Consider the following 22,347-nt stretch of genomic DNA (forward strand, 5'->3'; position numbering starts at 1 on the left):
CGTACGGGTCGAGCGCGGCGTGGGCGGCCAGCGACTCGGCCTCGGTGCCGCTCAGCTTCATCGCCGGGCCGCTGTCGTCGGTGGCGGCCAGGGCCGTCGGGGCGATGCTCAGGCACAGGCCCGCCGCGACCAGGGCGGAGGCGAGCCGGAGGCCCCGCCGCGAGAGGGGGGTTCTCATCACTTGGCTCCCTGCGAGAAGCAGACGGCGGTGCCCGCGGTGAGGACGGGCTGGTTGTACGTGTACTGGAGGGCGTCGGCGCCGGACTGGTCGGAGATGCCGACGGTGGCGCCCGCTCCCTTGTCCGCTACCGCCTTGTACTGGAGGGTCACCGCGCCGGTGGCCTCCTCGAAGACGATCTCGAAGGTGGAGCGGCCCGATGGGCCGGCGGCGTAGGCGGCGTCGTTCCAGACGACGGCGAACCTGCGGTTGCCCGTGGTGCCGGTGGTGGCCGTCTGCACGGACGACTTCCTGTCCAGCGTCAGGTCGTCCCACAGCGGGGCGACGATGCCCTTGACGCCGTTGGTGCCGGGCGTCGGCAGGGCGGTGTTGTCGTAGTCGCCGACGCGCGGGGAGAGGAAGTTGAGCAGGCCGTCGGTGGTGACCGAAGCGGAGGTGTACGAGACGCCGTAGTGCTTCACCGGGAAGGGCAGGGTGATCTTGGCGGAGTCCTCGTCACCGGTGAGCGCGACCTTCTTGGAACCGGCGATCCAGGAGTACGCCGCCGGGGCGCAGCTGTTGCCGGAGTCGTCCGTGCGGTTCGGGACCTGGACGTTCTGCCGCAGGTCGGTGGTGCCGACGGTCACGGTGCCGACGTGGACGCCGTTGCACAGAACCGGCGCGGCGGGCCTCACGATCAGGCTGTAGGAGCCCTCGGCGACCTTGGCGAAGCCGTACGCGCCCTTGGCGTCGGTGGTGACGGCGGCGAGCGGCGAGCCGTTCAGCTCGACCGTCGCCCCCGGCAGCGCTTTGCCGGTGACGTCGAGGACGGTCCCGGTGACCTGGTGCGAGGGGGCCGCGGTCAGGGCGATGTCCTGGGTGAGCGGCGTGCCGGTGGTGAGCTGGACTCCGGTGACCGTACGGGGCGCGTAGCCGTAGCCGCTGAGCGCGAAGTCGTACGTGCCGGGGGCCAGGGAGAGGCGGTACGCGCCGTCGGAGCCGGTGCCGACCGAACGCGCTCCGGTGGCGATGCTCGTGGCCTTGACGGTGACGCCGGAGACGGCGGCGCCGGTGTCCTGGTCGGTGACCTTGCCGGAGACCGTGACGGCGGTGTGAGGGGCCTTCTCGACGGAGGCGAGGATGTCGAGCTTGCCCTCGCCCCAGACGTTGTTCGTGCCGGCGGTGCCGCCGCAGTGGGTGTCGTCGACATCGCGGGCGCCCTGGTTCAGGAGCGCGCGGGTCGCGTCGATGTCCCCGATGAGCGAGGGGGCCGCCGACCAGAGCAGCGCGACCGCGCCCGCGACGTGCGGCGTCGCCATCGACGTACCGTTGATGGTGTTGTACGACGAACCCGGCCAGGTGGAGCGGATGTTGACACCCGGCGCCGAGATGTCCGGCTTCATCGACCCGTCGACGAGGGACGGACCGAAGCCGGAGAAGTTCGCGATCTTCCCGGAGACGTCGTACGCGCCGACGCCGTAGGCCGGGGCCTGCGCGCCGGGGGCGCGGGCGGTGGAGCAGGTCTTGCCGTCACCGTCGTTGCCGGCGGCGAATGCCTCGAAGATGCCCGCGGCGTTCCACGCTTCGACGATGTCCTGGTAGAACGTCGTGTTGCCGCCGCCCCAGGAGTTGTTGACGATGTTCGGCGCGAGGTCCGGACGCGGGTTCTGGCCGTTGCGGTCGGTCGGTGCGAGGATCCACTGGCCGGCGGCGAGGAGCGACTCGTCCGAGCAGGAGGACGACTCGCAGCCCTTCGCGGCGATCCACTTGGCGTTCGGAGCGACACCGATGCCGTTCGCGCCGACCATCGTGCCCATGGTGTGGGTGCCGTGGCCGTTGTTGTCACAGGGAACGCCGCCGGTGCCGCACTGGCCGGTCGGGTCGTACCAGTTGTAGTCGTGCGTGAAGCCGCCGTTGCCGTTGTTGCCGCGGTACTGGGCGACCAGGTCCGGGTGGTTGTACTGCACGCCCGAGTCGACATTGGCGATGACGATGCCCTCGCCGCGGTCGTCGTACCCGTTCCAGACGTCGTCGGCGTTGATGTCGGCGACGCCCCACTCCGGGGTGACGGCTGCTGCGGCGGCGGCTGTGCCGGAGGACTCCGTACGCGCCCCGGTGACCCGGCCGTCGGCGGCCTCGACGTCGTCGAGCGCGTAATGCTGCTCCTTGACGATCGAGGCGACGTCCGAGCGCTTCGCGAGCCGCTCCACGAGCTCCTGGCCGCCGTGCACCTTGACGGCGGCCAGGAGCTCGTGTCCGAGCTTCTCCCGGTCGAGGAAGGCCGTCAACGACCTCTGGGCGGAGTCCGCGTGCGCGCGCAGCTCCTTGTACGCGGCCTTGGCTTTCGCCGCGTGCGTCCGCTGCTTCTTGACGCCGGACAGGTCGGCCTGGTCCTTGAGGACGACGAAGAACGACGCCTCACCGCCCTCGCCCACGGCGTCCAGCAGGGCGGCGTCCACCGTGGCGGACGGCGCGGCGTCGGCCGCGACGGCGGGCGGGCCGGTCAGTACGGCTGCGGAGAGGAGAGCGGCCGCCGCCCAGGCGACGGATCTACGCAGGGGCGATCGTGGCAGGTGCATCGGGATGCTCCTCGGGGAAGTTTCGGGGAGCCCGGACGCTAGACAGCCGCCGTTACTCGGGAATTACAGCCCTCCGGCCAGGCCGCCCGGCCTGCGCGGGTTCCTTCCGACCGGGCGCCCCGGCCCGTACGCGCGCACGCCGGTCGGGCCGCACCCTGGCCGCGGGGATGATCGCCTGACCGGCGCTCACGAGGAAGCAGTGTCCCAACCTCGTAGGACGTGATCGTCGCAGGCGGAGGGACGGGCGGGCTCAACGGCGCGCTCGTGCTCGTCCAGGCGCGGCGCAGCGTGGCCGTCGCCGATGCCGGGGAGCCCCGCAACGCTCCCTCGGCCCCTATGCACACCTTCTTCTCCCGTGACGGAGCGTCGCCGCCGACCGTGCTCAAGACCGGGCGGGCCGAGATCGCGCGCTACGAGGCCGTGCGAGTCGAGGAGCGCGTGACAAGCGCGGCTTCGTGGTGCGGCTCGACGGCGGTGCCGCACTCGACACGCGGACGTCATGCCCGCCACCGGGCTGCGCGACCAGCCGCCCGACATCCCCGGAGGGCGGGAGCTGTGAGGTGGGGACATCCACTTCTGCCCCTACTGCCCCGGTTACGAGGTGCGCGACCAGCGGATAGGCGTGCTCGGGGTCCACCCCCTCGCGATGGTAGTGCGCCTCGCGCAGGTCCTCGGCTGCCGGGACGTGTCCGAGCTAATCCTGTCGGAGACGTACGCGCTCGCGCAGCAGTACGCCGCCCCCATCACGGAGCCGGAACTGTACTGGGCGATCGTGGACCGGGCCCGCATGGCCGCGAAGACCGTCTTCACAACGTAGTCGGCGCGGCTCGCACCGCGGCGGCGGACCTTGGGCTGGGCGCCCTTGCTACCTGTCTCTAAAGGCCGTCGTGATGTTCGGTCGAGCCAGGAATCGAAGGTCGTGCGCCGGTGAGCTGCCGTGCGCGGCTGGTCGGACCGCCTGGGCGCAAGGCGCGCAGGTCCGCAGATCTGCGGCTGACCATCGGCTGGAACTCACACGCTGGGGCGTCACAGGTGGGACCGACGGGCTCCCCTCAGCGACGTCTACTGTCCCGTTCGGCCGAGCGCTGCCTCGCCGGTGAATAAGCCTCTGCGCCCGCTTGTTGCTTCGGGTACGTTGCTGACCTGGGACACACCATCAGGGGGAGCATTGACGGATCTGTCGTTGGACCTGGCCGGCCGGATGGTCAGTGCCGTGACCGCCGGGGACACCGACACGGTGCGGACCTGTCTGGAACAGGGGGCAGATCCGGACACCATGGACTCTGACGGACTGCCCGTGCTCTGCACCGCCGTAGCGGGCTGCGATCACCTCACGGCTGAGGTCCTGGTCGACATGGGAGCCGACCCGGACCACCAGCTTCCGGACGGCGGCACTCCTCTGCTGCGGGCCGTCGATACGGGCTCCCCCACGCTGGTCTCCGCGGTGCTCGGACGCGACCCCCGGCTGCGTCTGCCGGAGGCGTCCCGGCGGGAACTGCTCGACCTGGCCCGGCACTGGTATGAGACGGGTGTGGTCGAGGAACTGCGCAGGCGGACCGGAAGCGCGGAACCAGCGGTCGAACGTCGGATCGATGAGCTTGACGGCGACACGATCGATGAGTATTCCCTCGGTGGGTACACCGTCCGCGACGGCCACGGGGCCATTCTCACCCACCTCGAATGGGCCTTCAGGGTGTTCTCGCCAATCGACGAAGTGATGGCACGGGCCCTACCGCACGCTCAGGACGGGGACAGCAACTGGTTCGCGGGCACCTACTTTCTGGGCCGGCGCCGCGGCCCGCGCGTCTGGTCCGAGCTCACCGCCCTGCGGCAGCACCCCGACCCCGTACACCGGCGTTTTCTCGCCCAGGTCATCTGGCACCGGAATCTCTTCGCGCCGGTAAAGCGCCCACCGGACCTCGCCCAGGATGTCGACTTCCTGGCGTCCTGGGCGCAGGAGGAGTCCGACGGGCAGGTCCTCGCCGTCATCCTGGACGTCTACACCGGTCATGGGCACCCGGAACAGGAAGCCATCGGCCTTCGGTACATCAGCCACGCCGATCCGCGCGTACGCAGCGCAGCCGTGTACTGCGTGAGCAGGGAACGGGCCGCATCGGCGCTCCTCGGGCTCGCCGATGACCCCGACCCCGAGGTCCGGGCCACCGTTACCGCGGCCTTCTCCTCGCGGTACACACCTGACGGGCCACTCGAGCCGGCGGTCCGTGACGCCCTGCTCGTCCTGGTTCGCGACGAGTGCCTCTGGGTGCGGCGCCCCGCCGCAGCGTCCCTCGCCGGATACGACGACCGGAGTGCCGCCGTCCTGGACGCCTTCCTCGCGCTCCTCGACGAGGAGGACAACGATCTGCGTCTGGAGGCGGCTTGGGCACTCGCCCGCCGTGACCACCCGCGGACCGAGGAGGCGTACGCGCGGGTCGGACCACTCGACGTGTTCTCGGAGCACGACCACAGGCCCTCCGGCCTGTGGCGATACCGTGCGAACAACCGGAGCGATCACGCATAAAAGCGCGCCGCAGCGCAGCCTTCGGTACCGCCGGCGGTTCCGCAGTTCACTGCGTCACGTGATTTGAGTCTTGGTGGCTGTGCGTCACCTTCGTTGAGTCGATCGTCATCGGAGGTTGGTTGCGGAGATCCCGGCGGTGAAGAAGAAGGCGGCCGAGTCCAAGGCCAAGGAGGAGACCGGGGGTGCCGGAGGGCGGGCGGGAAGAGAAGCCTGTCAGCGGCGAGTACGCACCAACGAGGTCCCGGCCGAGGGCCAGGGCCACCTGGTCGTCCAGGAGGGCAAGGTCCTGGACGTCATCGACTTACGGGCTACCACCCGCACCGAAGCCGCATCCGGCGAGCTTCAGAGGCGGCGCCCGGCCGGGGAGCTCCGGTCCTCCGCGGGAGCTCCCCGGCCGGGCCGCCACTCGTCGTCGTTCCGCGTCCTCGCACGCGGCCCTCGGGCTCTCCCCGCCACGCAGGACGACGCCGCTCTCCACCAGAACCGGTGGACGTAGCCGTAGCTGCGGCCGGTGTCAGCGGCCGGCTCCCTGATGGACTCCCCTCCTCGTACCGCTTCTTCAGCTCTGCCGCACGCACCACGTGGGCTGCATCTGCCGAGCTCTCGTCCGCCCGCCATGCTCCGTGACACCTCGATCTCGTCGTGACCTGCCGCACCGGATCCGGCACGCGTCCGCGCACCACCGGCGCCCAACGCCGACGACAGCTTCCGCTGGACCTGCGGCGACTGCGCTACTTCGTGACCGTCGCCGAAGAACCGAGTTTCGTGCGCAAGGCGCGTCTGCTGCACATGACACAGCCCGCGCTCAGCCGGCAGATCGCCGCGCTGGAGCACGGCCTGGGCGCCCGGCTGTTCGAGCGGGACCGGCGTGGCACGGAGCTGACGGCCGCCGGCCGCCAGCTCCTTGAGGACGCCGTACCGCTGCTCGACTCCTCGGCGGCACTGGAGCGGCGGGCCCGGCTGGCCGGCCGGGGCGCCGGCCGGTTCACCGTCGGGTTCATGCCGGGAGTGCATGCCACCCCGATCATCCGGACGTTCTGCGCCCGAGTGCCCCACCTGACCGTGGACGTGGTGCACCCCTCGATCACCGACCAGCTGCCCTTCCTGGTCGATGGGCGGGTGGACGTCTGCTTCGTCCGACTGCCCCTGGATAACGACGCGTTCACGGCGCTCCCGCTCTTCCCCGAGTCGCAGTCCGCGGCGGCCGTGCCCGCCTCGCACCCGCTGGCCGCGCTGCCGTCCGTGGAGGTGAACGACCTGCTGGATCTGCCGCTGCTACAGGACCGTGCCGAGGTACCGCGGTGGCGCGGGGCCGTCGCCGACCAGTGGCCACCGCCCGGCCGGCGGCGGCACCCCACGGTCGAGGAACAACTCGAACGGGTTGCGCTCGGCCAGGGAACCTTCGTGCTGCCCGCCGGTGTCGCCGGCTTCTACCAGCGTCCCGACATCAGCTTCCTGCACGCCGCCGACATCGAGCCCCGCATGGCGGCTGGCCTACAGCAAGCATCGCACCATGCCGGAGCTGGAGGAGTTCGCCAGATTGGCCACAGCCATGCTGGGCGGCGGCTGATCCTCAAGAGCAGTAGCCCGCACAGGTGCTGATGCCGAGGCGGCATCAGCGCGCCACCGGTGACGCTTTCGTTTGAGCAGTCCAAGGCCCTGCGGACGGGGGAGGAGGTTTTGTCACCGGCGCACAGCCGGAACTCATCCGTTGGAGGGAACCCGGCAGGTCCGGGCAAGCCGCTCGGAGGGCTGTGGCGAAGGACGGGTGTGAGAGCACCGAGGCGTTCCGAGGATCTCTCGCGGGCCGTGCGGGACCTCCGCGCGGCCGGACACCCTCACTGGAGGTACGAAAACATGGTTGATGTGCGACGAGGTCTGGCCGTGGCCGTGGCGGCCGGCGCGATGCTGGCGGGCGGCGCGTCGGTGGCCTCGGCCGATGCCGGCGCTCAGGGCGTGGCCGCGGGCTCGCCGGGCGTGGGATCGGGCAACCTCATCCAGGTGCCCGTCCACATCCCCGTCAACGCCTGCGGCAACACCGTCAGCGTCATCGGCCTGCTGAACCCGGCGTTCGGGAACACCTGCGTCAACGCCTGACCGCCCACGGAGTGAACAGCTCCGGTCATGCGCCGTCAAGACGGGGAGGCGCCGACCGGTGACCCGGCCCCGCACGGGCGCCTGACGTGGCCCAGGGGACGCTGTGTCCGGCTCCCGTGCCGGGCGGGTCGGCTGCGGGTGGCTGTCGGCACAGCCACCCGCAGTACCACTTCCCCATCCGTGCCGCCGGGTGGGCACACCATGGGCGATTGATGCGGTGTGGTACCGATCGGGCTAACTCAGGGCAACGTGTCGCCGTTCTTTGCGATCGGCCGTCATCTTCGTTGTCACCGCTCTTACCTGCGCATTCTCTGTTCCGTGGAGGTGGGGAAGGAGGCTAGGGGCGTGCTGAGGGCCACGAAACGCCCACGCTCCGTGGTTTCCTACGGCGTGCGCAGCCTTGCGTGATGGTGTGTCCGAGCCCGGTCAGTCCCCGTTGCCTTTCCTGACCCGGCCCGGATGGTGCGAACCCCCGTTCGCCGCGGTGCCGACCGCCACCGAGACCCCCGTGCCGCCGTGCCCTGCCCGAGAGCAGCGCCCGGTGCGCACCTTGCTGGGAAGGAAACCCCCTCTCGTGAAGGCAACACCCGCGGCGTCCGGCCGGCGCCGGCTGCTGGACCACTCCCTGCTCGTCCTCGGCTCCGGCGCCCTCGCGACCGCCCTGGCCGTCCTCACCCTCGGCCCCGGCGTCAGCTCCGCCTCCAGCCACCGCGAGGCCCCGCTCATCGCGGGCGATCCGCGCGCCGACAACACCGACGTCTACGCGTTCACCAGCCCCGACAAGAGTGACACCGTCACCCTGCTGGCCAACTGGATCCCCTTCGAGGAGCCCAACGGCGGACCGAACTTCTACGCCTTCGGCGAGGACCTCCGCTACAACATCAAGATCGACAACACCGGTGACGGGAACGCCGACGTCACCTACACCTGGCGGTTCAGGAACCTGATCCGCGACACAGCCGACCAGTTCCTCTACAACACCGGCCAGGTGACCACCCTGGACGACCCGGACCTGAACTTCCGCCAGGTCTACGACCTCGTCGAAACCCGCGGCGGCAAGACCAAGGTCCTGCTCTCCGACGTGCCCGCCGCACCCTCCCGGGTCGGCCCGGCCTCGATGCCCGACTACGGCGCCTTGCGCGCCCAGGCGGTACGGAGCCTGCCGGGCGGCGGGAAGACGTTCGCCGGACAGGCCGAAGACCCGTTCTTCGCCGACCTGCGGGTCTTCGACCTCCTCTACGGCGGAGACCTCTCCGAGCGCGGGCGCGACACCCTGGCCGGCTACAACGTCAACTCCGTCGCCCTGCAGATCCCCAAGAAGTACCTGGCCCTGAACTACACCCCGTCGCGGAACCCGGTCGTGGGAATCTGGTCGACGACCGACCGCAAGGGCGTGCAGGTCTCCGACTCCCGCGACAAGCACGGCGACCAGTGGAAGCAGGTCTCCCGGCTGGGCAACCCCCTCGTGAACGAGGTCGTCGTCCCGCTTCAGTACAAGGACGCCTTCAACACGCTCAACCCCGACCAGGACCGCACCGTCCAGCCGGTCGTCGACAAGGTCCTCGACCCGATCCTGCCCAAGCTGATCCAGAAGGTCTACGGCGTCCCCGCGCCGGCCGCCCCCCGCAACGACCTGGTGGAGATCTACCTCACCGGGATCTGCAAGGCGTGCGGGCCCATCAAGGCCGACCTCAACGCCCACCGCCTCAACCGCGACGCCAACCTCCGCACGATCGTCCCCGCGGAGGAACTGCGCCTGAACATGGCCGTACCCCCGGCCGCGAACCCGAACCGCTACGGGGTTCTCGCCGGAGACCTGGCCGGATTCCCCAACGGGCGCCGTCTGACCGACGACGTCATCGACATCTCCCTGCAGGCCGTCGAAGGCGCCGCCCAGACCGGACAGCTGGTACCGGCCCTCGCGGACGGTGACAAGGTCAACGCCAACGAGGTCCCCTTCGGCGCCTCCTTCCCGTACCTGGCCCTGCCGCACACCAAGTCCGTCAACAGCGGACCGTCCGGGAGGGCCACGTCCAAGGAGAAGTCCGCGGCTTCCCTCGGCGGAGCGGGAGCCGCGCTGCTGGCGGCGGCCGGATGGCGGATGCGCCGCCGCAACCGCGCCTGATGTGACGTCACCGTTCCATCGAAGGCTCTGGGGCCGGACCATATCCGGCCCCAGAGCCCGTCACCTCACGCAGAACAGGCACCCCCTTCTCCGATGCACCCTGATCCGCGCACACCTCCGCACCGGCCTCCGCACAGTCACCGCCGGTTGAGAACCGTCGCCGTCACCCTGGCACTGGGCACCGCGGTGTTCGCCGCAGGCGCCGTCCTCGTCGAACCCGGCAACCCAAGCCCACCCGCCACCGCCTCCGCGGCCGCCGGGGCCAGGCCCGCCGGCAGCCTCCAGGCCCTGACCGCACGGCTGGAACGGCTGCCGGGCGACTGGAACACCTGGTCGGCCCTTGCCATGGCCTCCATCGAACAGGCCCGCACCAGCGCCGACCCCGCCACGTACGCCAAGGCGGAACAGGCCCTGCGCCGCTCCCTCGCCCTCCAGGCCCACGGCAACACCGGCGCCGAAGCCGGCATGGCCGCACTCGCCGCCGCACGCCACGACTTCACCGGCGCCCTCACCTGGGCGACCAAGGCCGTCAGCAGCGACCCCTACAACGCGGCCGCCTACGGTGTCCTGGCCGATGCTCACACCCAGCTCGGCCACTACCAGGACGCCGAAGCCGCGGTGCAGAAGATGAACGACCTGCGCCCCGACGCCGCCTCCCTCGCCCGCGCCTCCTACAGCTTCGAACTACGCGGCGACACCGTGCGCGCGGCCGAACTCATGCGCCGCTCGCTGACCGCGGCCACCACCGACAGCGCGCGCGCCTTCGCCCACACCTGCCTGTCCACGCTCGCCCTCGAAGACGGTGACGCGCGCACCGCCCTGAAGGAGGCCGAACAGGGGCTGCGCGCCGGCCCGGCCGATCCCGCCCTCCTGGACACAAGGGCCCGCGCCCTGGCGGCCCTGGGCCGAACCGCGCAAGCACTCGCCGACTGGCAGCGCGCCGTCGACATCGTGCCGCTGCCCCACCTGGTTCTCGCCCTCGGCGAGATGCACCAGACACTCGGGCACCGGCCGCAGGCCGAGGCCCAGTACGCCCTGCTGAAGGCTCAGGACACCGTGCGGGCTTCCGCGGGCAGTCCGCCCGACACCGACGGGATCCTCTTGGAGGCCGACCACGGCAGTCCCGCCCGCGCCGTGGCCCTGGCCGAACAAGCCCTGCGGAGCCGGCCGTTCGTCGCCGTCCACGACGCGTACGCCTGGGCCCTGCACCGCGCCGGCCGCGACGAGGAGGCCCTCGTCCAAGCCGACCAGGCCCTCGCCCTCGGCACCCGCCAGGCCCTGTGGCACTACCACCGCGCCGCCATCCACCACGCACTGGGCGACGACGCCGCAGCGCGAACGGACCTCGACGCCGCCCCCGCACTCCATCCCCTGCACGCCCGCCACGCGCGTGACCTGCTCGAACGAATCGGCACCCGCCCATGACACCGCCACGCACCGCAATCGCGGCCGCCGGCCTCCTCGCCGCCCTCGGCTGCCCCACCGCCGCTGCCGCGGCACCCGCCCATCCCCTGGGCAACTTCACCGTCAACTACCACACCGGCCTCGTCATGCGCCCCGACGGCATCGATGCCACCATCGTCGTCGACCGTGCGGAGATCGCCGCCCTCCAAGAACGCCCCGCCATCGACACCGACCACGACAACATCGTCACCGACGCCGAAACCAGCCGGTACTCCCGAACGCGGTGCGCCGCACTCGCCGGCCAACTCCACCTGCGCACCGCCGCAGGCCCCGCCCGCTGGAACCCAAAGGCTGCTGTCCTGACCTGGGAGCGGGGCGAAGCGGGCCTGAAAACCAGCCGCCTCACCTGTACCTACTCCGCCCCGGCCGCCCTCCGGCACGGCGGCGACATCACCGCCCGCACGGCCTACGACACCACCCGCATCGGCTGGCACGAGATCACCGTCAAAGGCATCGGACTGCGTATCACCGGCACGACGCTGCCGGCCACCTCACCCACCGGTGAACTCCGCCACTATCCCGCGGACCCGCTCGCCGCCCCCTTGGACCAGCGCACCGCCGAACTGCACGCCGCGCCCGCCCCCGACACCGCCGCCGACACCGTGCCCGCAACCGGCACTCCGGTCGGGCAGGCCACGGACCGGGTCGCGGGCTGGTTCGACTCCCTGATCGCCCGGCGTGAACTCACGGTTCCCGTCGGCCTTCTCGCGCTCCTGCTCGCCCTCGTCCTCGGCGCCTCCCACGCGCTGCTGCCCGGGCACGGCAAGACGATCATGGCCGCCTCCCTCGCCGGACGCCGCGGCACCCGCCGCGATGCCGTCACGGTCGGCGCGACCGTCACCCTCACCCACACCGCCGGTGTCCTGGTCCTCGGCCTCGCCCTCCCCGCAGCCACCCACCTCGCCGGCGAAACCGTCCTGACCTGGCTCGGCGGCGCCAGCGGACTCATCGTCACCGCCATCGGCCTGTGGCTGCTGACCGCGGCCCTGCGCGACAAACCCGCCCACGGACACCACCACCATCACCACCACGCAGGCCATCACCACCAGGACCATGACCATGACCATGACCATGACCGCGGGCACGCGCACGATCATGACGACGGCCAAGGCCACCGCCCCCCTGCCAGGACCAGCGCGTCCGGCCGGCCCCCCGCCGGACTCCCCGGGGCCCGCGACAGCGAGGCGCACACCCCGGCCCCGTCAGGCGCGGGTGCCGTGATCACACGGGCCATGCCCGAGCCGACCACCCTCGCCGGCCGGCACCACACCCACGGCGGCGGTCGCGACCGGCAGAGGTCCACCGGGCTGATCGGCCTGGGCATCGCGGGGGGCCTCGTCCCCAGCCCCTCCGCCCTCGTCGTCCTCCTCGGCGCGGTCGCCCTGGGCCGTACGGCCTTCGGCGTCCTCCTCGTGATCGCCTACGGCCTGGGCATGGCCACCACCCTTACCCTCGCCGGCCTGCTCCTCCTGCATGTCAAACACCGACTGCACACCCGCCTGCGCACCCACCGCGCCCGGCACCTCGTGCGGCGGCTGGCTCGGCTGGGCCCCGTGGGCACCTCCGTCCTGGTCGTCCTCGTAGGGCTCGGACTCACCCTGCGGGCCGCTACCGCGTGATCGCGGGCGGGCCCGCCTGCCGGGCCGTGAGGTCGTCGAGCCTGGTGGCGAGGTCGGGGTGTGCGGCCGTCGGGTGGGGGCACGCGCCCGCCGGGTGTATCCGGTGGAGCAGGTCGCGTCCTGGCTGGTGTGGGGCATCGAGCGACGTCGCGCCTCTGTCTGCGCCCCTGCCTGGCTGCGGCTCGCCCAGGCCGGGCGGCCGTTCTTCCCCGGCGCGGTGGACCTGCTCTCCCGCCGGGAGATTCCCCAGCTCCTGGCGGGCCGGGGCCGCCGGGAGCCGTCGCGCGCAGGTGCGCTGAGCGCCGGAAGCGGGGCCCGCCGGCTTTTGATGAGCGTGCGGGAAGTTCCTCGGGGTTCGCAGGCCGCGATCCTGTCGGGGGACGCCCCCTGAGCGGCGCCGTTCCCTCGCGTGCATCGAGAACGCCAGCAATTCCGATGCGTAAATGATGCGAGTTGTGGAGGTGTCGGGCGGAACGTGATGCGCACGGGGTCATCGAGGTCCCGGACCCGCCGCTCGCGCGGCGCACGCGGCATTCCCGGTGGACGCCCGTGCCACCAACCTGGAGGAGGAAGCGTCATGACCGCACCACGGCCGACCGGAGCCCCTGCCCCCGCCGCGCCCGACGCGGAAGCCGTCCAGGGGGACACCGCCACCGGCGGCACCACCGTCGACGAGACCGCCACCGACGACCGGATCGCCCGGGGCCTGGTCGATGGCGACGAGCACTGCCTGGCCATCGCCTACCAGCGCTGGGGCCGCCTGGTGCAGACCCTCGCGGCCCGCGCCCTCGGCGACCCCCGGGAGGCGGAGGACGTCACCCAGCAGGTGTTCGTCGCCGCCTGGCGCGGCCGGGCCAACTTCCGCCCCGAACGCGGCAGTCTGCCCGCCTGGCTCAGCGGTGTCACCCGACGCAAGATCGCCGACGCACTGACCGCCCGCACCCGCCGCATCGGAATCGCGGCGAGCCTCGGGGCGTCCCTGGAGCGCGAAGGCACGGTGCACGACGAGCCAGCGCGGGTCCTCGACCGGCTGGTCGTGACCGAGGAGCTGTCCCGGCTGCCGCACGTCCAGCGGGACGTCCTGGAACTCTCCTTCTTCGCGGACCTGACCCAGACCCAGATCGCCCACCGGACGGGTATGCCGCTCGGCACGGTCAAGAGCCACGCCCGCCGCGGCCTGCAGCGCATGCGGCGCAGCCTCGAACTGGCCGGCGCCGGCATGGGCCGCTGACCGACCGACGGCCCGCTCGACCCGGCCCCGTACCCGGTCCCGGATCCGCTCGGGGCCGACCAGTCCGGGCGGCCGACCGCTCCGAACCCCTTTACGGCCCGACCGCACCACGAACGGGCACCACACACGACACAGCAGCGCCCCCCCGCACGGGGCGGCGCGAACAAGGGGATGGGACACGATGAACGGACGAGGCAGCGTCGCCGTGGTGGGGGCGGGGGTGGCGGGCCTCACCGCCGCTCATTACCTGTCCCGGACGCGCGACGTGGTGCTGTACGAGGCGGACGACCGGCTCGGCGGCCACGCGCACACCCACGAACTGCCCGCCGCCGAGGGCGGGACGCTCCGCGTGGACACCGGATTCATCGTCCACAACGAGCGCACCTACCCCCACCTCCTCCGCCTCTTCCACGAGCTGGACGTCCCCACTCAGGACGCCGAGATGAGCATGTCCGTGCGCTGCGACGGCTGTGGACTGGAGTACGCGGGCGCGCGCGGTCTCCGCGGCCTGCTCGGCGGGGGCAACGTCCGGCGGCGCAAGCACCTGCTGACCCTCGCCCACGTGCCCCGGTTCCACCGCGCCGCCCGCGGCCTGCTCGCCGCCGACGACATGACCCTCACCCTCGGCGGATTCCTCCGCGCCCACCGCTTCTCCGCCCACTTCGTCAGCCACTTCGCGATCCCGCTCGTCTCCGCCGTCTGGTCCTGCGCCCCCGACACGGCGCTGCGCTACCCGGCCGTGTACCTCTTCCGCTTCCTCGACCACCACGGGCTCCTGTCCGTGACCGGATCCCCGCAGTGGAGGACCGTCACCGGAGGATCCGCCGCCTATGTCGAACGACTCGCCAAGTCGATCCCCTCCGTGCGGACCGACACCGCGGTGCGCGCCGTGGTCCGGGGAGACGGCCGCGCCACGGTCGTCACCGCCGACGGCGCGTCGGCCGAACACGCCGGCCTGGTGCTGGCGGTCCACCCCGACCAGGCCCTGCGGCTGCTCGCCGACCCCACCGAGCAGGAACGGCGGGTCCTCGGCGCGTTCACGTACTCCCGCAATCCGACCGTCCTGCACCGCGACACGAGCCTGCTGCCGCGCTCGCCCCACGCCCGCGCCTCCTGGAACTACCTCCTGCCGTCCTGCACCGCGCGCCCGGGCTCCGTGCAGGTCAGCTACGACATGAACCGGCTCCAGCGGCTCGGCACCCGCGAACCGCACGTGGTCACCCTCAACCCCGGCAACCGCGTCGACCCCTCGACGGTGCTGGCCCGCATGACGTACGAACACCCCGTCTACACCCCGGAGTCGGTGGCCGCCCAACGGCTCCTGCCGACCCTGCGCACGCCCGTCACCACCTACGCCGGCGCGTACCACGGCTGGGGCTTCCACGAGGACGGCTGCCGCTCGGGCGTCGAGGCCGCCCGTCACCTGGGAGCCCGGACATGAGGACGGCCGCCCCGATACCGCCCCCCGTACCGGCCCTGTACGAGACGGAGATCGCGCACACTCGCGTCACCCCGCTCCGGCACAGCCTCAGGCACCGCACCTACATGTGGCTGGTCGACCTCGACGACCTGCCGGTGCTGCCGCGTCCGCTCCGGCCGCTCGCCCGCTTCGACCCGGCCGACCACTTCGACGGCGACGCCCCTTCGCTCCGGGCCGGGCTCGACGCCCGCCTGGCCGCGCACGGCGTCCACGACGCGGACGGCCGGGTCCTGATGCTCGCCCACGCGCGGGTCCTCGGGCACGTCTTCAACCCGCTCACCCTCTACTGGTGCCACGACCGGGCGGGCCGGCCCGTCTGCGTCGTCGCCGAGGTGCACAACACGTACGGCGGACGCCACACGTACCTGCTGCGCACCGACGAGCGAGGCCACGCCGAGACGCCCAAGGACTTCTACGTCTCGCCGTTCCTGGACGTCGCGGGCACCTACCGGATGCGGCTGCCGCTCCCCGGCGACCGCCTCGACCTCACCGTGCAGCTCCGCCACACCGACGGCAGCCGCCCCCTGACCGCCACCGTCCGCGGCACCCGGAGGCCCGCCGGCCCCCGGGGTCTCCTGATGGCCGCGCTCCGCCACCCCTGGTCGACCGCGGCCGTCTCCCTCGGCATCCGCCGCCACGGCGTCCACCTCTACCTCAAGGGCCTCCGCGTCCGGCCCCGCACCACCCCCACCCCGCAGGAAGGCACCCCGTGACCCTCTCGTCTCCACCCCCCGCCACCCACGAGATCCACGGGGGCCATGTCGAGGCCGACCCGGACCGCTGGCCGGACGTCGCCCGCGCCCCGCACGCCTCCGCCGTCCGCACGGCCGTGGCGCGCCTCATCATCGGACGCGCGTTCAGCCGGCTGCCCCTGCGGATAGCGACGCCCGGCGCGACCGCCGTCCCGGCGCCGCGCTTCGGCGACGCGGACGCCGCCGCCGACGCCGTACCGACGCTCACGCTCCACGAGCCCGGGGCCTTCCACCGGCGGATCGCCTCCGACGGGCTGATCGGCTTCGGAGAGTCGTACATGGCCGGCGAGTGGGACGCCGACGACCTCGTGGGGATCCTCACCGTCCTCGCCCGTCACGTCGACGACCTCGTCCCCGCCCCGCTGCACCGCTTCCGGGGCGCGTGGGTACGGCGCAGGCCGCGCGCCGACCTCAACACCCCCGACGGGTCCCGCGCGAACATCCGCCGTCACTACGACCTCTCCAACGCGCTCTTCGCCCTCTTCCTCGACCCCGGACTCAGCTACTCGTCGGCCGTCTTCGACCCCCTCCCCGATGCCCCCTGCACCTCCGGGATCCTCCCCGACGCGGCCTTCACCGCCGCCCAGCACCGCAAGATCGACCGGCTCCTCGACCTGGCGGAGACCGGCCCGGGTACCGAGCTCCTGGAGATCGGCACCGGCTGGGGCGAACTCGCGATCCGCGCCGCGGCCCGTGGCGCCCGCGTCCGCACCGTCACCCTCTCCGAGGAGCAGCTCGCCCTCGCGCGGGACCGCGTCGCCCGGGCCGGCGTCGCCGACCGCGTCACCGTCGAACTCCTCGACTACCGCGCCGTACGCGGCCGGTACGACGCCGTCGTCAGCGTGGAGATGATCGAGGCGGTCGGCGCCGAGTTCTGGCCCGACTACTTCGCCGCGCTCCGCCGCCTCCTCGCCCCCGGCGGCCGGGTCGCGCTCCAGGCCATCACGATGCCGCACGAGCGGATGCTCGCGACCGCCCGCACCCACACCTGGATCAGCAAGTACGTCTTCCCCGGCGGCCTCATCCCCTCGCCCGAGACCCTCGCCCGCGAGTCCGCCGCCGCCGGACTGCGCATCACCCACGACACCGGGTTCGGCGGCCACTACGCGGAAACCCTCCGCCAGTGGCGGGCCCGCTTCCGGCACGAGGAGGCGGCCGTCGAGGCCCTCGGCTTCGACCACGTCTTCCGCCGCATGTGGGAGTTCTACCTCGCCTGGTCCGAAGCCGGCTTCCGCGCCCACTACCTCGACGTCCGCCAGCTCCGGCTCACCGCCGACGGCACGGCCACGGGAGCCTCCTTCCCGGCCGGCCGGTACGGGGAGACGCCGTGAGCCCCGTCGACACCACGGCGCTCGGCTCCGTCCCCGCCGCCTCGGCCGCCGCGGCCCTCGCCGTCATGCTGGTGGCCTTCGCCGTCGGCACCGCCCGGCGGCTGCACCGGATCGTGGACGTCGCCTGGGGCATCGCCTTCGCGGCCGTCGCGGCGGTGTCCTGGTTCCTCGCCGACGGTCACGGCGACGACGCCCGGCGGAGCCTCGTCGCGCTCGCGACCGCCGTCTGGGGACTGCGGCTCGCCGCCCACATCGCCCGCCGGGGGCGCGGCCACGGGGAGGACCCCCGGTACGCGCGCATGCTCGCCCGCGCCCGGGGCAACCCCGCCCTGTACGCCCTGGGGAAGGTGTACCTGCTCCAGGGCGCCCTCGTCTGGCTGGTCTCGCTGCCTGTCCAGTTCGCAGTCCTGACGCCCCGCCCACCGGACGCGACCCTGTACCTCGGGCTCGCCGTCTGGGCGGCCGGACTCGCTTGCGAGGCGGTGGGGGACCACCAGCTCGCCCGCTTCAAGGCGGACCCGGCCAACCGGGGGCGTGTCATGGACCGGGGGCTGTGGAGCTGGACCCGCCACCCGAACTACTTCGGCGACTTCCTGGTCTGGTGGGGCCTGTACCTGACGGCCTGCGCCGGCTGGCAGACCGCCCTGCTCACCCTGGTCTCCCCGCTCGTCATGAGCGGCCTCCTCATCTGGGGCAGCGGCAAACGGCTCCTGGAGGCCCACATGCGGGACCGGCCGGGCTACGCGGAGTACCGGGCCCGCACGAGCGGCTTCGTCCCCCTGCCGCCCCGCCCGCTCCGGCCGGGCGCGCCCCGCCCCTGAGCGCGCCCGGGGACGGCGTCAGGCACCGGCCCCGAAGGCCCCGTGCCCCACTCAGCTCCCTCTCCCTCGCCCTCCCCGTACATCCGGGAGATCAGGGCGAGGGCCTCGCGTAGACCGGCGGGGCGCACCGTGCCGGACACGGGTGGCCGGCCGAGCCAGCCAGGGCCCGCGAGGAGGACCAGGGGCGAGGTGCGCGCCCCCCAGACGCACAACCGATCCACTCTGTGCACGGAAGTTCGACCGCAGGGTGCCCGGTATGTGTGAATCGGCCGGTCCGGCTGGATCGGTCCCTGGCCGGCGGGAGGTGTTCTCGCTACGGTCGCGGGCAGCACCGGCTTGCAGACGAAGACAGGACACTGTGATGGCGGGCAAGGACGGCAAGGACGAGAGCGGCGGGCTGGGACAGCACCGTAAAGAGGACCCGCCGCTGTCCGGCGGGACCCCGCCGCCCGGAATCTCCGACGGTCAGGTTCCCGTCTCGGGATCCGGATCGGGCAAGCGCCGAAGGTGACTATGAGCGCCGCCGACCCGCTGGTGTCCGGACTCGGCCGGATGGACGCGGCCATGGATGCGAGAGGCATGTGGCCGCAGGCCGAAAGCCCTTGGGTCCGCCCCGCGATGATGACGCACGCGGTCCGGCACCGGTTCGCCCCCGACCTCGTCTGGTCCTGGGACGGGCACACCTGGCGGCCGGTCCACCGGACGGAACAGCCCAGGCGCTGGGCCGACCTCGTCTACCCCGGGCCCGAGGACTCGACCGTCACCCAGGTCACCGACGGCCTGCCCACCTCCAGCCTGTCCTGCGTGTCGGTCGTCGCCGACATGCTCGACTCACTCGCCCTGGAGCCCGGCCACCGGGTACTCGAACTCGGCACGGGCACCGGCTGGAACGCCGCGCTCCTCGCACACCGGGCGGGCCCGGACGGCCGCGTGGTCTCCGTCGAGACCGACCCCGCCCTGGCCGCGGCCGCCGGGCACCGCCTGGAACAGGCCAGCGCCGACGTGGACATCCGCACCGGCGACGGCACCACCGGCGCGCCGGACTCCGGCCCCTACGACCGGATGATCGCCAGGTACGCCGTCGACACAGTGCCCTGGACATGGATCCAGCAGATCAGACCCGGAGGCCGCCTGGTCTTCCCCTGGGGACGGATGGGGCACTTCGCGCTCACCGTCACCGACGACGGACACGCCGCGACAGGCTGGCTCCAGGGCCTGGCCCTGTTCATGCCCGACCGCAACGCCCCCCAGACCACACCACCGCCCTTCACCGCGCCACCCACCGACGCCGCCGACACAACGGACGAGGAACTGTTCGACGACCTCCTCGACGGCCACGCACTGTTCGCCGTACGCGTGTCACACCCGCACATCGTCGTGACCATCGACCGCTCCGGCGGAACACCGTCCCTCACCCTGCGCGACACCACCGACCGCTCCGCGCGCGCCGATCGCACCGACAGCGGCATCTCGCTCCTCGGCGACGGGACGGACCTGTGGCGCGCCCTGAAGGACGGCCACCGACTGTGGCGTGAACGCGGCAGGCCGGAGTTGTGGGACTTCGGCATGACCGTCACACCCCACACGCAGACCGTCTGGGCGACGAGCGGCACCAACGGCCCGTACCTCGGCTGACACATCGCCCACAGACGGGCGGCCACCCATGGTGCCCCGTTGCGGACAGTCAGGAACCCTCAGACCAAGCCCCCGCTGCCGGGAGGCATGGCAGGTACCTGACCGCACGGCCTCGGCCGGGTGACCCGCACCGGCCAGGGCCGGAGAAGCGGCATTCGGCGGGAGATCGCAGCCCGGTGAGGCCCCGAACCCACCGGTAGGGCAGAACCGAACGGAGGAAGAGGAATCGCAGGATCCTGGCGCGCCGGCACACGACGCTTCCCAGCCCATTCGGCGCGGGCGCGGTCCCTCTTGTTCCATGCGACGGCGTGCCCTGCCCGCCGCCGGTCTCACTCAGGTCGTCCGGTCTGCTGGCGGCCCGGCGTGATCGCCTTCGGCCGGTCCGATGGGCCATTCGTCGGCTGTGTTCTTGTGGGGGAACGGTTCGGCGGGGACGGGGACGGGGACGGCGAGTGCGGCGCAGAGGGGTTCCCAGCCGTCGGAGGGTTCCCATTCAAGGAGGCGGCCTGCGGGGATCTCGGTTCGTACCTCCGCGAGGTGTCGTTCGTAGGCGGCGATGGCGCCGGCGCGGCCGTCGGGGCGGGTGAGGATTTCGCGGCCTTTGAGGAAGAACATCTCGTTGATGGCGCCCAGTTGGTGCTGGGTGGCGCCCACGAGCTCGGGGAGCTGGGCGTCGTGGCCGACGGTGAACCGGGCCGCACGTGCCCGGGGGCTCATGCGGGCGGCGGGGAGGATGGTGCGGTCCATGCTGCGGTACCAGCTCTCCGGGGTGTCGCGCCGGGAGAGCAGCACGAGCGCGTCGGGGTTGGCGGCGGCCAGTTCGCGCCAGAACCGGGAGAACGGCCAGTCGACGCCTGCGACATATCCGTGGAGCAGGTCGTTCCAGTCCGGGGTGACTCCCTTGAAGGCGTCGCGCCAGGCCGGAGCGTGATCGAAATGACGCAGGAGTTCGGTGGTGTGGTAGCAGGGTGCGCCGAGCAGTCGTTCCAGCGCGGTTTTCAGGGAGGTGGTGCCGGTGCGGGGAAAGCCGGCGCCCACGACGCGCAGGGTCACGCTGACTCCTTGGTGTTGTCGGTTGTCGGTTGTCGGTTGCCGGTGGCGGCCTGCGGGGGCCGGGCCTTGTCCGGCATGCCTGCCTCGCCGGTGGCAGGGGCACGTCACCACGTGTGGTCCGGTGCGGGCTGGTAGCCGAGCGGCAGGTGGAACTCCTGCAGTTCGGTGGCGGCGGCTGCGTCGGCCGGCAGGTGGTGTTCCCGCGGGGTGAGGATCTCGCCGGATCCGATCCGTTCGCCCATGTCGCCCAGGAACACCTTGAAGGGGCCGTGGTCGTGGCGTCCGTAGTGGAGCATGTCCGGCTCCCACGGCAGATCGAGGTGGCCGCAGATGCCGCGGGTGACCGACGCGGGGTCGGCGACGAGGTCCTCGTAGCGCACGGTCAGGCCCGGCAGCGCGGCACGGGCCTCGACGAGTCCCCGCAACGCGGGCCGCAGATCGGCCACCGCGGACGCCAGACTGCCCCAGTGCTCGTGCTCGGTACGTCCGGTGCGGCGCAGCTCCCGGCCCGAGGGGCCCTTCGCGGCGTCCAGCATGGAGCCCAGGATGTGCTCGGGACGGCGGAGCAGGAAGATGTACCGGGCCCGGGGCCAGCACGCGGCGATGCGCCGCCAGTCGAGGATGTTGGTGGGGGACTTCTCCACGATCACTTCCTTGCCGCTTCGGCGGAGTTGCTCGTGCAGGATCCTGTCCCACAGCAGGTGCTCGACCTCGTGCTCGCTCAGCCCCAGGGCGTCGAGCACCGCGTCGGCGAACGGCGGCCGTGCTCGGACGCCGAGGTGGGTGAGGTGCAGCTCGTGAGGGGCGTGCACCCGCGAGTGCGAGTCCAGGACGCAGCGCAGCAGGGTGGAGCCCGACCGGACCGCGGAGAGGATGAAGACCGGGGACTCGACAAGCCGGGCACTCATCGGGCACCGCCTGCCACGCAGTGGCACGGCACGCGGCCGGCGCCGGATGGTGGTGGCATCGGACGCCGTCGGCCGACGGACACAAGCGCCCGGGGCGAAACACGAGGGGACATGACCTGCTCCTTCGGCACGACACGAAAATGATCTTGCTGGGGATGTCGCCGCACAAAGCCCCGGAGACAACCGTCCTCACGAGCCCCGCAGCTCCAGGCGGAGGGTCATGAAATCCAGGGGGGGAGGACATCAACCGGCCGTCCCCGCTCCCCGGCTCAACCACGGCCCCCGGCCGGAAACAGCCGTGCACACCAACCCTCTATCGGCTCCGGCTCGCCGGCACCGGCCCGACACCACCACGAGTGCGCCGGGCCGCTGTACTAGGCGGTGTCTTCAAATGATCACCATTGGTGGATCATGGTGTCGTGATACGTCGTCATGAACTGTCGGATGCCGAGTGGGAGTTCGTGCGGCCGTTGCTGCCCGAGTCGTTGCGGGGGCGGAAGCGGCTGGACGACCGCCGGGTGCTGAACGGGATCGTGTGGAAGTTCCGGACCGGGACGGCCTGGCGGGATGTGCC

19 protein-coding genes are annotated in these 22,347 nt (G+C 72.2%); 16 read left to right on the forward strand and 3 right to left on the reverse strand.

Translation table 11 applies throughout. The features are described 5' to 3' along the window. Positions 1-177: 177 nt before the first annotated feature. On the reverse strand, positions 178-2,736 hold the full coding sequence (locus AB0C99_RS36880) for a S8 family serine peptidase (protein ID WP_362484440.1): 2,559 nt from the start codon (positions 2,734-2,736) through the stop codon (positions 178-180). Positions 2,737-3,382: 646 nt separating this feature from the next. Here AB0C99_RS36880 and AB0C99_RS36885 point away from each other — a divergent pair. The 15 genes from AB0C99_RS36885 to AB0C99_RS36955 all read left to right on the forward strand — a co-directional run bounded on the left by AB0C99_RS36885 (position 3,383) and on the right by AB0C99_RS36955 (position 19,812). After that, a complete protein-coding gene (locus AB0C99_RS36885) occupies positions 3,383-3,553 on the forward strand; it encodes a hypothetical protein (RefSeq protein ID WP_362484442.1) in 171 nt (56 codons plus the stop codon). A 366-nt stretch (positions 3,554-3,919) separates the two neighbouring features. Then, positions 3,920-5,257, forward strand: a complete 1,338-nt coding sequence (locus tag AB0C99_RS36890; protein WP_362484443.1) for a HEAT repeat domain-containing protein — start codon at positions 3,920-3,922, stop codon at positions 5,255-5,257. A 642-nt stretch (positions 5,258-5,899) separates the two neighbouring features. Next, a complete protein-coding gene (locus AB0C99_RS36895; RefSeq protein WP_362484445.1) occupies positions 5,900-6,859 on the forward strand; it encodes a LysR family transcriptional regulator in 960 nt (319 codons plus the stop codon). 255 nt (positions 6,860-7,114) lie between these two features. Beyond that, complete coding sequence (locus tag AB0C99_RS36900) at positions 7,115-7,354, forward strand: chaplin (RefSeq protein WP_362484446.1); 240 nt, start codon at positions 7,115-7,117, stop codon at positions 7,352-7,354. Between the two features lie 574 nt (positions 7,355-7,928). Continuing rightward, positions 7,929-9,479: a DUF4331 domain-containing protein gene (locus AB0C99_RS36905; protein ID WP_362484448.1), complete on the forward strand. Its 1,551-nt coding sequence runs from the start codon at positions 7,929-7,931 to the stop codon at positions 9,477-9,479. A 147-nt stretch (positions 9,480-9,626) separates the two neighbouring features. Then, positions 9,627-10,904 carry a tetratricopeptide repeat protein gene (locus tag AB0C99_RS36910; protein WP_362484450.1) on the forward strand — a complete coding sequence of 426 codons (1,278 nt, stop codon included), beginning with the start codon at positions 9,627-9,629 and terminating at the stop codon, positions 10,902-10,904. After that, on the forward strand, positions 10,901-12,562 hold the full coding sequence (locus AB0C99_RS36915) for a sulfite exporter TauE/SafE family protein (RefSeq protein WP_362484452.1): 1,662 nt from the start codon (positions 10,901-10,903) through the stop codon (positions 12,560-12,562). Before AB0C99_RS36910 ends, AB0C99_RS36915 begins: the two co-directional genes overlap by 4 nt. 103 nt (positions 12,563-12,665) lie before the next feature. Next, positions 12,666-12,953 (forward strand): hypothetical protein, encoded by a 288-nt coding sequence (locus AB0C99_RS36920; RefSeq protein ID WP_362484454.1) that lies wholly within the window; start codon positions 12,666-12,668, stop codon positions 12,951-12,953. A 186-nt stretch (positions 12,954-13,139) separates the two neighbouring features. Continuing rightward, positions 13,140-13,793: a sigma-70 family RNA polymerase sigma factor gene (locus AB0C99_RS36925; RefSeq protein WP_362484456.1), complete on the forward strand. Its 654-nt coding sequence runs from the start codon at positions 13,140-13,142 to the stop codon at positions 13,791-13,793. Between the two features lie 181 nt (positions 13,794-13,974). Continuing rightward, the gene (locus tag AB0C99_RS36930) at positions 13,975-15,234 is read left to right on the forward strand and encodes an FAD-dependent oxidoreductase (RefSeq protein ID WP_362484458.1); all 1,260 of its coding nucleotides are present in this window, start codon (positions 13,975-13,977) and stop codon (positions 15,232-15,234) included. Further along, the gene (locus tag AB0C99_RS36935; protein ID WP_362484459.1) at positions 15,231-15,986 is read left to right on the forward strand and encodes a DUF1365 domain-containing protein; all 756 of its coding nucleotides are present in this window, start codon (positions 15,231-15,233) and stop codon (positions 15,984-15,986) included. Before AB0C99_RS36930 ends, AB0C99_RS36935 begins: the two co-directional genes overlap by 4 nt. Continuing rightward, positions 15,983-17,356 carry a cyclopropane-fatty-acyl-phospholipid synthase family protein gene (locus tag AB0C99_RS36940; RefSeq protein ID WP_362484461.1) on the forward strand — a complete coding sequence of 458 codons (1,374 nt, stop codon included), beginning with the start codon at positions 15,983-15,985 and terminating at the stop codon, positions 17,354-17,356. The genes AB0C99_RS36935 and AB0C99_RS36940 overlap by 4 nt, the downstream gene beginning before the upstream one ends. Next, positions 17,353-18,177 (forward strand): DUF1295 domain-containing protein, encoded by an 825-nt coding sequence (locus AB0C99_RS36945; RefSeq protein WP_362484463.1) that lies wholly within the window; start codon positions 17,353-17,355, stop codon positions 18,175-18,177. The genes AB0C99_RS36940 and AB0C99_RS36945 overlap by 4 nt, the downstream gene beginning before the upstream one ends. 361 nt (positions 18,178-18,538) lie before the next feature. Beyond that, complete coding sequence (locus AB0C99_RS36950) at positions 18,539-18,688, forward strand: hypothetical protein (RefSeq protein ID WP_362484465.1); 150 nt, start codon at positions 18,539-18,541, stop codon at positions 18,686-18,688. A gap of 2 nt (positions 18,689-18,690) precedes the next feature. After that, complete coding sequence (locus AB0C99_RS36955) at positions 18,691-19,812, forward strand: methyltransferase domain-containing protein (RefSeq protein ID WP_362484466.1); 1,122 nt, start codon at positions 18,691-18,693, stop codon at positions 19,810-19,812. Positions 19,813-20,145: 333 nt separating this feature from the next. Here the strand turns inward: AB0C99_RS36955 and AB0C99_RS36960 are convergent, their stop codons facing one another. Both AB0C99_RS36960 and AB0C99_RS36965 read right to left on the reverse strand, forming a co-directional pair. Then, complete coding sequence (locus AB0C99_RS36960; RefSeq protein WP_362484468.1) at positions 20,146-20,865, reverse strand: sulfotransferase family protein; 720 nt, start codon at positions 20,863-20,865, stop codon at positions 20,146-20,148. A 104-nt stretch (positions 20,866-20,969) separates the two neighbouring features. Beyond that, positions 20,970-21,773: a sulfotransferase gene (locus AB0C99_RS36965; RefSeq protein ID WP_362484470.1), complete on the reverse strand. Its 804-nt coding sequence runs from the start codon at positions 21,771-21,773 to the stop codon at positions 20,970-20,972. Positions 21,774-22,192: 419 nt separating this feature from the next. Between AB0C99_RS36965 and AB0C99_RS36970 the strand changes: the two genes are divergently transcribed. Further along, a partial coding sequence (locus tag AB0C99_RS36970; RefSeq protein ID WP_362484472.1) for a transposase occupies positions 22,193-22,347 on the forward strand: 155 nt, incomplete at its 3' end.

The organism is Streptomyces sp. NPDC048659 (genome assembly GCF_040650575.1).
Classification (GTDB): Bacteria; Actinomycetota; Actinomycetes; order Streptomycetales; family Streptomycetaceae; genus Streptomyces.